Origin of the sequence: Intestinimonas sp. HCP28S3_D6 (assembly GCF_052065695.1) — a bacterium.
Lineage (GTDB): Bacteria > Bacillota > Clostridia > Oscillospirales > Oscillospiraceae > Intestinimonas.
The window spans coordinates 1-15,002 of record NZ_JBQHTM010000023.1 but is presented as its reverse complement, the minus strand read 5'-3'; the positions used below and the strand labels follow the sequence as shown (position 1 = coordinate 15,002).

The window sequence follows — 15,002 nt, the reverse complement described above, 5'->3', positions numbered from 1 at the left end:
TCAAGTATAAAAATACATAAAATATAGCCTCTTCATGTATTTATTCTCCGCTGCACTATACAGAGAGGAATATATGAATATATATAAATATAATTTAGTACGATACATAATCACAGTGAGAAAGACGCAGGCGAATAAACGGCCGGAGCGGCCGCCTATGTCAAGGCGGCCGCCCCGGCCCTTTGTATCTCTTATTCGCCGGCAACAGCGTCACGCACTCACCGGCACAAAGCAGGGGACCTCTCTGTACCTTATTCAAAGTACCGGATCAAAGCCTGGGTGCCCAGATCTCCCATCCCACGGTCGGCCAGGGCCTGATACATGGCCAGCACCTGGTTCGTGACAGGAAGGTCGGTCTGAACTGCGCGGCTCTCCTCCTCCGCAATGGAGAGATCCTTGATGAAGTGCTTGACAAAGAATCCAGGGGCAAAGTCCTGAGCCAGAATCCTGGGGGCGGTATTGCTCATCTGCCAGCTGCCCGCCGCGCCGGTGCTGATGGTGTCCAGCAGGGTCTGGAGGTCCAGACCGTGTTTTTGGGCGTAGGTCAGGGCCTCGGCCAGGCCGGCCATTACCCCGGCCAGGGCGATCTGGTTGGCCATTTTGGTGTGCTGGCCAAATCCCGCCGGACCCTCGTAGCGGATGTTGCTGCCCATGGCCTCAAAGAGGGGCAGGCAGGCTTCAAAATCGGCCCGCTCCCCACCCACCATGATGGCAAGGGTGCCGTTTTTCGCGCCGGTATCCCCGCCGCTCACCGGCGCGTCCAGGGCGTGCAGCCCCTGTTCCCGGGCCCGGTCGGCGATCCGTTTGCTGAGCTGGGGGTTGGTGGTGGTCATGTCGATGACGTACCCCCCCGGCGCCATGGCATCCAGGATGCCGTTTTCGCCAAAGTACACGTCCTCCACATCCTTGGGATAGCCCACCATGGTGATGACGGCCTCAGAAGACCTGGCACAGGCGGCGGGGCTGTCGGCCCACCGGACTCCCTCGCCCAGCAGATCCGCCGCCTTTTCCTTGGTGCGGGTGTAGATGGTCACCTCAAAGCCGTGGGACATCAGATTCCGGACCATACCATGTCCCATCACGCCCACGCCTACAAATCCGACTTTTTTCACCGTCTGTTTCCCCTTTCAGCAGCTGGTCTCGTCCCAGAGGGCGCGATAGAGGACCTTCAGATCCTCCACCGTGGGTGTCCGGCGGGTATTGGAGGGGCTGCCGCTGGCCATGGCATCCTCGGCCATCTTGTCGATGGCGTCAAAAAAGGCGGTCCGGTCCAGGCCGTATTCGGCCGGGGTGGGAATCTTCAGCTTGTGCAGCAGCTCACTGACCGCCGCCGCGAAGGCGGCCGCGCCCTCCTCGTCGCTCATCCCATCCTGGTAGACGCCGATGGCCTTGGCCAGGTCACAGAAACGCTCCGGCGCTCCGGGCAGGGCAAAGCGGAGGCAGGTGTCCAGCAGCATGGCGTTGGAAAGGCCGTGGGCCACATGGAAGAGGGCGCCGATGGGGCGGCTCATGCCGTGGACGATGGTGACCGACGCATTGGAAAAGGCGATACCGGCCTCCAGGGAGGCAATGGCCATCTCCTCCCGGGCCTTTCCGTCGGAGCCGCACTCGTAGGCCCGGTACAGGTTGCCAAAAATCCGCTTCACGGCGCTGAGGGCAAACATGTCCGACATGGAGAAGGCCTTGGTGCTGGTATAGGCTTCCACGGCGTGGCACAGGGCGTCCACACCGGTGGAGGCCGTCACAGACGGGGGCGCCGTCATGGTGAACTGGGGGTCCACGATGGCCATACGCACCATCAGGGCGGGGTCCTTAATCATCATTTTGACCTGGGTCTGCAGGTTGGTGATGATGGTGACGCTGGTGGCCTCACTGCCGGTGCCAGCCGTGGTGGGGATGGCGCAGGTGGGCGGCATGGGGTTGACCAGGGTCTTTCCCACATAGTCGCAGATGCTGCCGCCGTTGGCCACCACCGCCGCGATGGCCTTCATGGAGTCGATGGGGCTGCCGCCGCCGATGGCCATGAGGAAGTCGCATCCGCTCTCCTGATAGACCGCTACGCCGCGGTCGATCATCTCGTGGTTGGGCTCGCCGGTGATACCATCATAGATCGCGTGCTCAATCCCCATGGAGTCCAGCATGTCGGTCACCTTATCGGTATTGCCCAGCTTGACCATCATAGGGTCCGTTACGATGAGCGCCTTCTTTCCGAACGCGGGGAGCTCCCCACCGGCCAGCCGCAGTGCGCCTTCACCGGCTACGATGCGGTTCGGAATGGTAAAAATATTCGCCATGGTTATCCCGTTCCTTTCTCATATCATCTGATCCCGGACTCCCGTCCTGCATAGATCCGGGAGACTCTTCTTCTGACGCCGTCTAAACTTATTTCTGACCCAGGACGCCCAGGTCCTCCAGCAGGCCCCGCAGGACCTCCAGCTTTTCCGGCTTGCAGCCGGTGATGGGGGCCACAGGCTGGCCCACCTCGAAGCCCATGAGGTTCAGGGCGTCCTTGGTCACCGCCGGCCAGCTGGCCATGCCGAAGGAGAGGCGGAAGGGCGCCAGCTTGTACTGGTCGGCCAGGGCGCCCTGCCAGTCCCCCTGCTGGACCTTGTTGTAGAGGTCCACCAGAAGGGCGGGGGCCACGTTGGCGGTGGCGGCCACGCTGCCGCTGCCGCCATGGGTGAGGTTGGCGAAGATCAGCATGTCCCGGCCGCACAGGACGTCGAAGTCCATGTCCGCGGTGCGGCGGATATAGTCCATCATCAGGCCCAGATCGCCGCTGCTGTCCTTCACCGCGGCCACATTGGGAATGGCCGCCAGCCGCTCCACCACCTTGGCGGAAATGTTCACATGGGTGCGGTCGGGGTTGTTATAGAGGGTCACAGGCAGGTCCGTGGACTCCGCGATGGCCCGGTAATGCTGATAGATCTCCTCATCGTTGGGGGTGATCATCATGGGGGTGAGCACGCTCACCAGGTCGGCCCCGGCCTCCTTGGCCATGGCCACCATGCGGATGGCCTCCTTGGTGCCGATCCCGTAGGCACCCGCCATGACGGGCACTCTGCCGTGGATGTGGTCCACGGTGATCTCAATGGCCCGCCGCTTCTCTTCCTCGCGCAGACCGTAAAATTCCCCTGTGCTGCTGAGAATAAAGACGCCGTGGCACCCGTTGTCCACCGTGTAGTCCAGCAGATGCCGCAGGGCCTTTTCGTTGACGCGCTCATCCTCGTCGATGGGCGTGACCAGCGCCGGAATAATCCCTTTTACCGCCATAATTTTGAACCTCCTAAGCATGATTGAAGCTATATAAACTTTATCGAGAACTCATCCGTTGTACCGGCGCCTACGCGCCATTCTCCCCACTGCCGAGCTGGAGGAGAATCTTCTGCGCCGTGTTGCGCAGGTGGGGGAGCAGCCGCTGCATCTCATCCAGGCCGAACTCGTTGGAGGCCCCGCTGACGCTGATGGCGGCGCGCACGCCGCCGTCCAGCCCCAGAATGGGGACGGCCACACAGTTGTACCCGTGGATGCACTCCTCCATGTCGGTGCCGTAGCCCTGGAGGGCCGTCTTTTCCAGCTCCGCCAGATAGGTCTCCCGGTCTGTGATGGTGGAGAAGGTAAAGCGCCTGGGACCCGCCCCCTCAAACATGGGCGCGGCCTGTTCCGGGGTGGCGCACAGGAGCACCTTGCCCAACGCGGTACAGTGGGCGGGACGGCGCATGCCCGCGTGGTAATAGCCTCGGGAGCCCTCCTCCCCCTCGGCCCGGCACAGATAGACCACCTCTGTCCCGTCCAGCACCGCCAGGTTTACGTTCTTGCGCAGCAGCAGGGCCAGCTGCTCCAGATAAGGCATGCTCAGCCGCCGCAGCGACATGGACTGGAGTACCACGCCCTCCATCCGCAGCACCTCCTGCCAGCCCAGGCAGTAATAGCCGTCCTCCTGGAGGATGAACCCCTGTTCCCGCATGGTGGCCAGGAGACGGCTGGCTGTGGCCTGGTTGATTCCGGTGCGCTGGCTGATGTCCTTCAGGCGCAGACGGGGCGTCTGCTGGGTAAAAACGCGCAGGATCTGCAGGGCCTTTGCCACGCTCTGGTTCGGGCTGCCCGCCTGGGCAGAATCCTTGGGCTTCAACTCTGTGTCCCCCTTTTTATTTCATTCTTTGAAATTCAATTTCATATATTGTGGCTGCATTATAGAAGCCATGGGAATGGTTGTCAAGTCCCAATTTGACCTTGCGCGCGGAAAAAACATCGTGGTATGATAGTACAAAACTTTTTCAGCTATGCCCGCGGAGGGGGAGTTCAGATGGTACGCATCGCCCTTTTATTTCCACAAAAAGGATTTTTTGAGGCAGCCTTTGAAACCTTTGCCGAGCACAACCAGTTCCAGCACGACTTCGAAACCGTTACGGAGGAGTATGTACTGGAGGAGGTGGTCACCCCGGGGAGCCAGTTTGATCCCGAGGTGATTGGCACCTATGACGTGGTAATCTCTCGGGGAATTACAGCAGAGCTGTTCCGGCGGCAGTTTCAGCAGCCGCCCCTGGTGGAGATCCCGGTGGCCGGGAACGATCTTGTCCGCAGTATGGAGCAGCTCCGGCGCCAAGTAGGGGACAAGCTCATCGCCATCGTCGGCGCCCATAATATGCTCTACGGCGCCGAAGAGCTGGCCGAGATCGTGGGCATGCGGGTGCGCTGCTATGAGCGGCACTCTGACTCAGACTGGGCTTCCGCGGTGGACGAGGCCCTCGCCGACGGCTGCGAGGCCCTGTTGGGCGGCGTGGAGACCTGCGCCTACGCCCAGAGCCGGGGGCTTCCCTGCGCCCTGCTCCGCACGGGGAAGGAGGCCCTCTGGCAGGCCTACACCGAGGCCAAAAAAATGGTGCAGGTCCAGATGATCGAACAGCGCAAATCCCTGCGCCTGCGCACTATCTTTGACTACACCTACGAGGGCATTCTGGAGATCGGGGTAGACGGCACCCTGATGTCCTTCAACCATACGGCCTGCTCCACCCTGGGCCTGTCCCCCTCAGACGAGGGAAAATCTGCCGCCGCCTGCATTTCGGCCGGCCCCTTCCAGGAGCTGCTTCTGAGCGCCCGCACCTGTGAAAACACCCTGGTGCCCTATGGCCCGCTGAAGCTGGCGGTGAGCAAATCCAGGCTGGAAAACAAGGGGTGTGTATGGGGTTACATCATCACTTTCCAGGATGTCACCCGGCTGCAGCAGATGGAAAAGAGCATCCGAAAACAGCTTCACGCCCACGGATATGAGGCCAAGCACACCTTCACTGACATTCTGGGCGGCAGTCCCCAGCTCCGCCGGGTCATTGCGCTGGCCAAGCAGTATGCCGGCACCGACCTGGACGTGCTGATCACCGGCCCGTCCGGCACCGGAAAGGAGCTCTTTGCCCAGAGTATCCACAACCAGAGCGCCCGGCGAAATCAGCCCTTTGTGGCCATCAACTGCGCCGCGCTCCATGAAAATCTCCTGGAGAGCGAGCTCTTCGGCTATGTGGAGGGCGCCTTTACCGGCGCCGCCAAGGGCGGAAAAACCGGACTGTTTGAGCAGGCCCACGGCGGCACCATCTTCCTGGATGAGGTGGCCGAGATCAGCACCGCGTTGCAGTGCAAGCTGCTGCGGGTGTTGCAGGAGCGTGAGATCATGCGCCTGGGGGACAACCGAATCATCCCCATTGACATCCGGGTTATTGCCGCCACCAATAAAAACCTGTTTCAATATGTGAAAGAAGGCCGGTTCCGTGAGGACCTATACTATCGGCTGGATGTGCTGCGGGTCCAGCTGCCCTCCCTCAATGAGCGCTCCGGGGACATCCCCATCTTGGCCCAGCACTTCATTGACGCCTACGCCGCTCACTATCAGCCCGGCGCCGGCGCCATGCAGCTCACCGAGGACGCCTGTGCCCTCCTGGAGCAGATCCACTGGCACGGCAACATCCGACAGCTGAAAAATATCTGCCTGAGGACCGTGGTGACCTGCCGCCAGCGTCAAATCGGCGCCCGTGCCCTGGCGGAGGTGCTGGGTGACGCCGGTGTGGGTACGGCGCCGGACGCCTCCACGTCGCTTCCGGAGCCCAGCGGCGGCACGGCTACCACCCCGCCCGCCGCCGAAAGTGAGGCGCAGCGAATCCGTCACGCCTTGGTGCGCTGTGGATACCGGCGGGAAGCGGCCGCTTCACTGCTGGGCATCAGCCGCTCTACGCTGTGGAAGAAAATGAAAGCCCTTCAGATAAATGAAAAGTAAGGCTCCGGCACAAAACGTTTCGTTTTGTTTGAAACAAATTGTTTGATTCGAAACATTTGTCTCCGGCTGCCCCCATGCCTCAGCCGCATGTGGGCAGCCTGTTTTTTTGGCCTGATTTGTTGGGAGAATCGGGGCAAATGTGGGGGACGTACTCCCTTTTCATGTCAAATTCCCCAGCGGCAAGAAATTTGGCATATGTTTTGCTCTGATAGAGGGCGTCACCCGGTTACGACAATGTGCCGGTGACCATTCCAAACAAAGCAAACAGAATCGAGGGAGGAAACATGAACGACAAACCTTATCGAAGCCGGGTTGTGGTGGAGGGCCCGGAACACGCGGGAAACCGCGCCCACCTGAAATGTGTAGGGCTCCTGGAGGACGAGCTGGACCGCCCCTTCATCGGCGTTGTCAACACATTCAACGAGATGAACCCCGGACACATCCATCTGCGCTCCGTGGCCCAGGCGGTCAAGGAGGGCGTCATCCGGGAGGGCGGCATCCCCTTTGAGTTCAACACCACCGCCATCTGCGACGGCATTACCCAGGGCAATGTGGGCATGTGCAGCGTGCTGCCCAGCCGGGACGTCATCGTGGATTCCATTGAGCTGACGGTGGAGGCACAGCAGCTCGACGGCATGGTCATTATCGCCACCTGTGACAAGATCGTACCGGCGGCCATGATGGCGGCCGGCCGTCTGAACATCCCCTGTGTGATCGTGCCCGGCGGTCCCATGCTGCCCGGCAAGTACCGGGGCCAGGAGCTGGCCATCCACCAGATCCGGGAGGCCAGCGCCCAGATCACCGCCGGCGGCATGAGTGAATCCGAACTCAAGGAGATGGAGGAGGCCATCTGCCCCTCCGCCGGCGGCTGCTCCATGCTGGGTACAGCCAACACCATGTCCTGCCTGGCAGAGGCCCTGGGTCTGACGGTGCCCGGCGCCGCCACCACCCACGCCGTATACTCCCGCAAGCTGCGGGAGGCCAAGCTCTCCGGTATCACCGTGGTAAAACAGGTGAAGGAGGGCCTTCGTCCCCGAGACATCATCAAGGAAAACAACTTCAAAAACATGCTGCGCGTCAACATGGCCATCGGCGGCTCCACCAACACCTGCCTCCACATCCCGGCCATCGCGGCGGAATTCGGATACAAGATCACCCCTGAGGACTTTGAGCAGGCCAGCCGCACCACCCCCCACCTGGTCAATGTGAAGCCTTCCGGAAAGTACTCCATGCTCCAGTTTGATGAGGCGGGCGGTGTGCCGGCCGTCATCCAGACCCTGGGGGAGAAGTTCCTGGACATGACGGCCATGACCGTCAACGGCATCCCCATCGGCGACTACCCGGTCCACAACCATTCGGAGTATTCCGACGTCATCACCACACCGGATCATCCCCTGCACGAACAGGGCAGCATTGCCATTTTGAAGGGTAATCTGGCGCCGGAGGGCGCGGTCTGCAAACAGAGCGCCGTGTGTGAGCAGATGCGGGTCCACACCGGCCCCGCCCGGATCTTTGACTCCCAGGAAGAGGCCATCGAGGCCATGCAGCACAACCAGCTCAAAAAGGGCGATGTGGTGGTCATCCGCTACGAGGGTCCCAAGGGCGGCCCCGGCATGCGGGAGATGCACGCGGCCATGACCACCCTTGTGGGCCTGGGTCTCTCGGACTCCACCGCCCTCATCACCGACGGCCGCTTCTCCGGCGCCACCCGCGGTCCGTGCGTCGGCCACATCTCTCCGGAAGCCGCGGTGGGCGGCCCCATTGGCCTGCTGAAGGAAGGCGACATGATTCACATTGACATCAACAGCCGCGAGATCTCCGTAGATGTCTCCGAAGAGGAGTTCGCACGGCGTCGGGCCCAGTGGACGCCCAAGCCCACCCAGGGCCACGGCAAATACCTCACCCGATACAGCAATCTGGTGGGCAGCGTCTGGGAGGGTGCCCAGCTCGCCGTGGATTTTGACCGGATCGACAAGAAATAAAAAGGAGGAGACATTATGTTGGGTATCATTGGTATCGTAGTAGCGCTGGCCCTGCTTATCTTTCTCATCTTCAAGGGCTGGCATATGGGCGTTGTGGCCCTCATTTCCTCTCTGGTCATTGTTCTGACCAGCGGCATGGACATCTGGCCCGCCTTCGCGGAAAGCTTTGCCGTCTCTTTTAAAGACTTCGCCGGCACCTGGTTCCTGATGTTCACCCTGGGCGCCATTTTCGGCAAGATCATGGAGGACAGCGGCGCCTCCGTCTCCATCGCCAATGCCATTGTCCGGGCCGTCGGCAAGAAGCGGGTCATTCTGATCGTGCTGCTTACCACGCTGGTCCTCTCCTATGGCGGCATCGGCGTATTCATCATCGCCTTTACCATGTATCCCATCTGCATGGCCCTCTTTAAAGAGGCCGATCTGCCCAAGTCCATCTTCCCCGGCCTGCTGCTGGCCATCCCCGCCACCATCACCATGAGCTTTGCCCCTGGCGTGCCCGCGGTGCAGAACATGATCCCCACCGAGACCTTCGGCACCACCATCTACGCCGCTCCCGTCATCGGCACCGTCACCTCCGTGGCCATCTTTGTGATGGACTACGCGTTCTACACCTGGGCCGCCAAGCGCTGCGCGGCGAAGGGCGAGCACTTTGTGGCGGGTCCTGACGACCACATCATTGATCTCAACGACGCTGAGGCCGTGAAGAACCTCCCCAGCCCTCTGGCCTCCTTCCTGCCCATCATCGTGCTCATCGGGTCCATCTTCATCTTCATGCAGCTGGTCTCCGTCTCCAACTATGCCGTGGTCCTGGGCATGGTCCTGGCCATCGTCCTCGCCCTCATCCTCTTCCATGACCGTCTGAAGATCCGTGACGCCATGGGCGCCGGCATGAACAGCGGTCTCAACGCCCTGATGGTCACCTCCATGATTATGGGCTTCGGCGGCGTGGTGCAGGCCTCTCCCGCCTTCCAGTCCTGTGTGAACTGGCTGCTGAGCCTCCAGATGAACCCCATCCTGATGGCCTTCTTCTCCATTAATGTGATCTGCATGATCACTGGCTCCTCCTCCGGCGGCCTGAACATCTTCCTGAACACTCTGGGCGACTATATGCTCTCCACCGGCATCAACCCCCAGATCCTGCACCGTCTGTGCTGCGCGGCTTCCGCCGGCCTGGACGCCATGCCTCACGCCTCCGGCGTGGTGCTGGCCAACTCCGTGGCCAAAACCGAGATGAAGAACACCTACAAGTACACCTTCGTCTCCCAGTGCATCATCCCCATCATCGCATTCTGGCTTGGTACGCTTCTGTACTCTCTGGGCCTGTGCTGATTGATTTTCTCCCGGGCTCCGCAGCATGTCTGTTGCCCGGAGCCCGGGAGAATCCCATTTGGAAAGGAAGATCTTCATGACCAAACTGGATTACGTCATCAAAAACGGCCATGTTGTGGACCCGGCCCGCGGCCTGGACGGTATCGCGGACATCGCCATTGTCAGCAACAAGATCGTGGACATGCCGATGGAATATGAGGCGCTCCGGACCGTGGACGCCTCTGGCTGTTATGTATTTCCGGGTTTGATCGACTTTCACACCCATGTGTTTCGCGCGGGCAGCGGCGTAAGCGTCCGCCCGGACTATCTGCTGGCCACCGGTGTGACCGCCACTGTGGATGCCGGTACCGCCGGCTGCTCCAACTTTGAGGCGTTTTTCTCCAGCACAGTGGTCCCCAGCCAGGTCCGTATCAAAAGCTATCTCAATATGTACGGCTCCGGTCAGACGGACTACAACATCATTGAAAAGTTCGACGTGCCCGAATTCCGTCCCCAGGCCATCCGCCGGTTGGTGGAGAAATACCGGGACAATATCCTGGGTCTCAAGATCCGGATGAGTGAGGGCGTTGCCGTCAACATGGCAGCCATGGACTACACCATGGAACTGGCTGAGGAGTTGGGCATCGGCGTATGCGTACACGTGAGCCGGCCCCTGGTACCCCTGGACGAGATCGTGAGCCGCCTGCGCCCGGGAGATATCTACTGCCATGTGTATCAGAATGTGGGCATCGACAACATCTTTGACAAGGCCACAGGCAAAGTAAAACAGTCCATGCTGGACGCCAGGGCCCGCGGTGTCATTTTTGACGCGGCCAACGGCAAAATGAACTTTAATATCAACACCTGCAAGGAGGCTGTCTCCCAGGGGTTCTGGCCCGATGTGGTCTCCAGCGACTGGCTGAGCGACAAATACAACTTCTCCCCCTACACCAAAAACCTCATGTTCATCGTCACCAAATACCTCCAGCTGGGCATGCCGCTGGAGCAGGCGCTGGCCACAGTTACCTCCACCCCCGCCCGGCTGATGGGTATGGAGGGCAAGATCGGAACTCTGGCCCCCGGGGCCTACGCAGACGTCTCCATCTTCAAGGTGATCGATAAGAAAGTCCGCCACCTGGACTTTGACGGCACACCCTTTGAAACGGACAAGCTGTTTATTCCCCAGATGGTCATCAGCGACGGTGAATTCGCCTTCTGTCAGGCTGACTTTGCGCTCATCTAAACTGATACAACCAGCCATGCCATTTGTGCGCAGGCAAATAACAGACAGCCGCCCCGGCGCTCGGACCGAGTGCCGGGGCGGCTGTCTGTATGTGTCCTACCTTAATATTATTTATCCCTCCGCAGCAGGGGAGCAGGGCATCTGCCGTCCGGTGTGGTCGATGGTGTAGTCGGTGTTGTAGGTCCCGGGGAGAATGAGCTCCGACACCGGCACCAGGGTGTAGCCGTCCTTTAGCAGAGCCTCGATGATACCGGGCAGGGCCTCCGGGGTGTGAAGAGCAGCATTGTGGAAGAGGATGATGGACCCCGGCTGCACCTTGGAGGTGACCCTCTGGGTGATCTCGCTTGCCGAGAGGTCCTTCCAGTCCAGGCTGTCCACATCCCACTGGATGGGCTCAATGCCCAGGGCCCGGACAGCGGTGATGACCTTGTCGTCGTACTCGCCGTAGGGCGGCCGGAAGAGGGTGGGCCGGACCCCGGTGACCGCCTCGATCTTGTCGGCGCAGGCGGCGACGTCGGCTTGAATTTCCTCCCGGCTGAGCTGGGACATGTGGGGGTGAGTGTTGGAGTGGTCCATAACCTCGTGCCCCGCGTCGGAGAGAGCCTTTACCGACTCGGGGTATTTGTCCACCCACTCACCCACCACAAAAAAGGTGGCCTTTACGTCGTACTTTCCCAGAATGTCGATGAGCTGCTGGGTGTCCTCGTTGCCCCAGGCGGCATCAAAGGTGAGAGAGGCCACCTTCTGATCCCGGGCCACACAGTAGATGGGCAGCTGCCGGGTGGTGGCCGACGCCCCCACGATGGCCGGGTGGTTCACCACGTAGAGCATAGCCGCCGCCGCCAGCAGACACAGCCCCACCGTAAAGACCCGCCGCCGGATCAAATACAATTTCATTCCATACGCCTCCTTGTCGCATCTCCCCGGCTGGCCGGGGACCGTCCTTACCTCTTTACATATATGTACGTTCTGCCGCCGTCATGAGAACGTGCTGGCGGCGTTTTACCTGTCAGACAGCTGTTACCGGCACCGCACTCCGGGGACAACGATAACAGAGGTTCAAATTGGGACTTGCGGGCATCTCCTTGTGTTATTAAAATAGGAAATCATTGGGTCAAGCGCTTGAGCCCCCACCGGATGGCGCGTAGGATAAACCATTCGGAATATGGACAGGAGGGACGCTTCATGGAGGAAAAGAAAATAACCGCACTGGAATGGCTGCAAGAGGAACTGGAAATGATCAATGGCAAAATGGCGCTTACATTGAATGGAAGACTCCGGGCAGAGCTACATGGATGCGATGAGGAAAAACAGATATTGACCCTCCTTTTTCCCCTTCAGGACTGGCAGATCAATGGTCTGGGCACCCTTCACGGTGGGATCATCTCTGCTATGATGGATCTGACCATGAGTATGGCGATATACTGCTTTTCCAGGCAGAGCATCCCACCAACCGTCACCATGACTGTTAACTACCTGCGCCCCGTTCCCATGGACGGCGGCCTGGTTGTCCAGGCGCGGGTGACCTCTATTGGGAAGCACAACGCCACCGCCTATTGTGAGGCCGTGATCCCGAATAGCGGCAAGACAGCCTGCACTGCTGTAGGCACCTATGCCGTTGTGGCCGCGCGGAACTGAGTCCAATATCCGTTGCTTATCTGGACTTGCGTCGGGCAAAGGGCTGTGCTACAATAAAGCTGCATAGTGTGGTGGCATCTGCTCAGAGCCACCTGAGCCAATAAAATTTAGAAACCTCCCTGTCGGGTTGGACTGCCGTCCCTGGGCCTCGTGCCACAGGGGCTGGTTAATTGTGTCCTTTCCGGCAGGTTTTTTTGTTATTATGTCGCAGAAATCGATTCTATAGATTTCAGGAGGTTGTATTTTTATGAAAACAAAAGGCATGAAATTGCTCGGGATTCGCCGTCCCATCATCCAAGGGGGGATGCAGCACTTTGGAACGCCTGAACTGGCGGCGGCAGTCTCCAACTCTGGAGGTATGGGGACCATCAATGTGACCATTTATCCAACACCTGAGACTTTCCGACAGGCGGTGAGAGAAACCAAGGCCCGTACAGACCAGCCCTTCTGTGTCAACATCTCTCTGCTGCCCGACGTCACCGCTGGGGAGCGAACCATGGACTACATCGAAATATGTGGGCAAGAGGGTGTGCGGGCTATTGAGACGGCGGGGCGCCGGCCGGACAGCCTGGTAGCCGCTATTCACAATGCGGGCTGCCTTCACATCCACAAGGTGCCCACCGTACGCCATGCTCTGTCGGCCCAACGCGCCGGGGTGGATGCCGTCACCATTGTAGGAGCAGAGTGCGGAGGACATCCCGGTCAGGATCTGGTGGGTACCGTAGTGTTGGCCGCAAAGGCAGCTCAGGAGATTGAGATCCCCTATTTTATCGGGGGCGGGATTGCCGACGGGCGGGGACTAGCAGCCATGTTGGCCCTGGGGGCTGATGCAGTAGTCATGGGCACCCGCTTTGTGGTCACAAAGGAGTGTATTGCCCATGAGAACTTCAAGCGATGGATCATGGATCACGGCGAAAAAGATACCGCCCTCATCCAACGTAGCATTCACAATATGATGCGAGCAGCCAACAACCAGGCTGCCCAGGCCTGCCTGGTTTTAGAGGAGCGAGGGGCCACCCTGGAGGAGCTTTTGGAGGTCATCTCCGGAGAGCGGGCACGAAAGGCCCAAGCAGAAGGCGACCCGGAGGGGGGCGTCCTGGTGGCCGGTCAGGCCATGGGACTCATCCACGAGATTCCGACTGTAGCGGAACTGTTCCAGTCCATGTGGATGGATGCCATGGCCGCTTCTCGTCGCCTTGGCACCGTTCTGGAGGAGTGATTTTGACCCGCAGATCCTGCAAAAAGAGACAGGCGTATTGCGTCTGTCTCTTTTCTATACATTTTGATCAAAAGCATCCGCTACCAGTATGCCTGCAAGGACGGGGAGAAGGCAAAAATAATTTTTTCTTTTTTGACGGAAATAAAGATGTGGCCTTTGGATTCATAATTTTTATTTTTATGTAAACTATCGGAATTTCATCTAGAGCAACAGCTAAAAACCATCGGAGTACAAATATGTGTATTTTATATAGGTCAAACATCTGTAGCGGTGATTTTGTATCCCTTCTATACACTTCTCTTTGTGACTCTCACTCGCCCCGCTGGACAAAAGCACCGATTAAATACATATTTTTCTAGAAATGTTTACAATTCAGGAAGAATATTAGAAAGATTAATTTTTTAAGGCAGCCGCTTGCCCATTGGCATCGCAGTTGCTTTTTTATTGGGCGTCAAACGCAAACACACAAGACTGCCTTGCACGAGGGGATGTCGACATGTCATACGAATACATCCACGTGGAGCGCCACGAGGAAGTGGCGGTAATCAAACTGGACCGGCCTAAGGCCCACAATGCGCTATGCTCTGCTTTGAACCTGGAGCTGGAGAGCGCACTGTATGCCCTGGAAAAAGAAGAGCAGGTCAGAGTCCTCATCCTTACGGGAGGGGAAAAATGCTTTGCAGCCGGTGCCGACATCAAGGAATTGGTGGGCAAGGACCCATCGGGCGCCAGGCGCGTGGCGGAATCCGGCCAGCGGATTAATGTAGCGCTGGAACGATTTCCTGTACCGGTCATCGCAGCAGTAAACGGCCCGGCGCTTGGGGGCGGCTTCGAGATGATCCTGGCCTGTGATTTTCGGATCCTGTCCACTGATGCCATCTTGGGATTGCCCGAGGTGACTCTTGGAATTTTACCGGGTGCCGGCGGCACCCAAAGACTGACCCGGCTCATCGGCTTGGCCAAAAGTAAGGAAATGGTGCTGCTGGGCACGGCCATCTCAGCCAAGACAGCGAAGGAGTACGGTCTGGCTACCAAGCTGGTGGAACCTGAACAGGTGATGGAAGAGGCCATGGTACTGGCCAAAAAGTTGTCCGCCAGTCCAGCCTCCTCGCTGATGCTTGCCAAGCAGGCTATGGCGTATGGCGAAGCCTACGGGCCTCAGGCCGGGCGGGAATTTGAAAACATCCTTTTTGGTCAGACCTTCTCCAACCAAGACCAGGTGGAGGGCATGACCGCCATGTTAGGGAACCTCTGAATAAAAGCCTTTATCCTGTTTCTACTCAATGTATTAGCCGCCATTTGCGCTTGGTTAAGGTGATTTCAGTGCAAAATAGCCATTATTTATCTGCT

At 59.1% G+C, this 15,002-nt stretch carries 12 protein-coding genes; 7 read left to right on the top strand and 5 right to left on the bottom strand.

All coding sequences use genetic code 11. The features are described from left to right. Positions 1 to 251: 251 nt before the first annotated feature. From ACTNBK_RS09180 to ACTNBK_RS09165, 4 genes are all read right to left on the bottom strand, one after another. Positions 252 to 1,112 carry an NAD(P)-dependent oxidoreductase gene (locus ACTNBK_RS09180; protein WP_441145462.1) on the bottom strand — a complete coding sequence of 287 codons (861 nt, stop codon included), beginning with the start codon at positions 1,110 to 1,112 and terminating at the stop codon, positions 252 to 254. Between the two features lie 15 nt (positions 1,113 to 1,127). Beyond that, positions 1,128 to 2,294: an iron-containing alcohol dehydrogenase gene (locus ACTNBK_RS09175; RefSeq protein ID WP_441145460.1), complete on the bottom strand. Its 1,167-nt coding sequence runs from the start codon at positions 2,292 to 2,294 to the stop codon at positions 1,128 to 1,130. An 88-nt stretch (positions 2,295 to 2,382) separates the two neighbouring features. Beyond that, the gene (gene dapA / locus ACTNBK_RS09170; RefSeq protein WP_441145458.1) at positions 2,383 to 3,273 is read right to left on the bottom strand and encodes a 4-hydroxy-tetrahydrodipicolinate synthase; all 891 of its coding nucleotides are present in this window, start codon (positions 3,271 to 3,273) and stop codon (positions 2,383 to 2,385) included. Between the two features lie 70 nt (positions 3,274 to 3,343). Next, positions 3,344 to 4,132 (bottom strand): IclR family transcriptional regulator, encoded by a 789-nt coding sequence (locus tag ACTNBK_RS09165; protein ID WP_294510650.1) that lies wholly within the window; start codon positions 4,130 to 4,132, stop codon positions 3,344 to 3,346. Between the two features lie 174 nt (positions 4,133 to 4,306). Between ACTNBK_RS09165 and ACTNBK_RS09160 the strand changes: the two genes are divergently transcribed. From ACTNBK_RS09160 to ACTNBK_RS09145, 4 genes are all read left to right on the top strand, one after another. Next, positions 4,307 to 6,262, top strand: coding sequence for a sigma 54-interacting transcriptional regulator (locus tag ACTNBK_RS09160; RefSeq protein ID WP_441145456.1), 1,956 nt, complete (start codon positions 4,307 to 4,309; stop codon positions 6,260 to 6,262). A 284-nt stretch (positions 6,263 to 6,546) separates the two neighbouring features. Then, the gene (gene ilvD, locus ACTNBK_RS09155; protein WP_441145454.1) at positions 6,547 to 8,244 is read left to right on the top strand and encodes a dihydroxy-acid dehydratase; all 1,698 of its coding nucleotides are present in this window, start codon (positions 6,547 to 6,549) and stop codon (positions 8,242 to 8,244) included. A 15-nt stretch (positions 8,245 to 8,259) separates the two neighbouring features. Next, positions 8,260 to 9,573, top strand: coding sequence for a GntP family permease (locus ACTNBK_RS09150; RefSeq protein ID WP_441145452.1), 1,314 nt, complete (start codon positions 8,260 to 8,262; stop codon positions 9,571 to 9,573). 76 nt (positions 9,574 to 9,649) lie between these two features. Then, positions 9,650 to 10,795: an amidohydrolase family protein gene (locus ACTNBK_RS09145; RefSeq protein WP_441145450.1), complete on the top strand. Its 1,146-nt coding sequence runs from the start codon at positions 9,650 to 9,652 to the stop codon at positions 10,793 to 10,795. A 111-nt stretch (positions 10,796 to 10,906) separates the two neighbouring features. On the opposite strand, the gene ACTNBK_RS09140 is transcribed toward ACTNBK_RS09145, so the two are convergent. After that, entirely contained in the window at positions 10,907 to 11,692 is a 786-nt protein-coding gene (locus ACTNBK_RS09140) for a polysaccharide deacetylase family protein (protein WP_441145448.1), read from the bottom strand. Between the two features lie 288 nt (positions 11,693 to 11,980). Between ACTNBK_RS09140 and ACTNBK_RS09135 the strand changes: the two genes are divergently transcribed. The 3 genes from ACTNBK_RS09135 to ACTNBK_RS09125 all read left to right on the top strand — a co-directional run bounded on the left by ACTNBK_RS09135 (position 11,981) and on the right by ACTNBK_RS09125 (position 14,907). Continuing rightward, positions 11,981 to 12,433 (top strand): PaaI family thioesterase, encoded by a 453-nt coding sequence (locus ACTNBK_RS09135; RefSeq protein WP_441145446.1) that lies wholly within the window; start codon positions 11,981 to 11,983, stop codon positions 12,431 to 12,433. Between the two features lie 247 nt (positions 12,434 to 12,680). Continuing rightward, positions 12,681 to 13,652, top strand: coding sequence for an NAD(P)H-dependent flavin oxidoreductase (locus tag ACTNBK_RS09130; protein WP_441145444.1), 972 nt, complete (start codon positions 12,681 to 12,683; stop codon positions 13,650 to 13,652). A gap of 496 nt (positions 13,653 to 14,148) precedes the next feature. Continuing rightward, positions 14,149 to 14,907 carry an enoyl-CoA hydratase/isomerase family protein gene (locus ACTNBK_RS09125; RefSeq protein ID WP_441145442.1) on the top strand — a complete coding sequence of 253 codons (759 nt, stop codon included), beginning with the start codon at positions 14,149 to 14,151 and terminating at the stop codon, positions 14,905 to 14,907. Positions 14,908 to 15,002 lie beyond the last annotated feature (95 nt).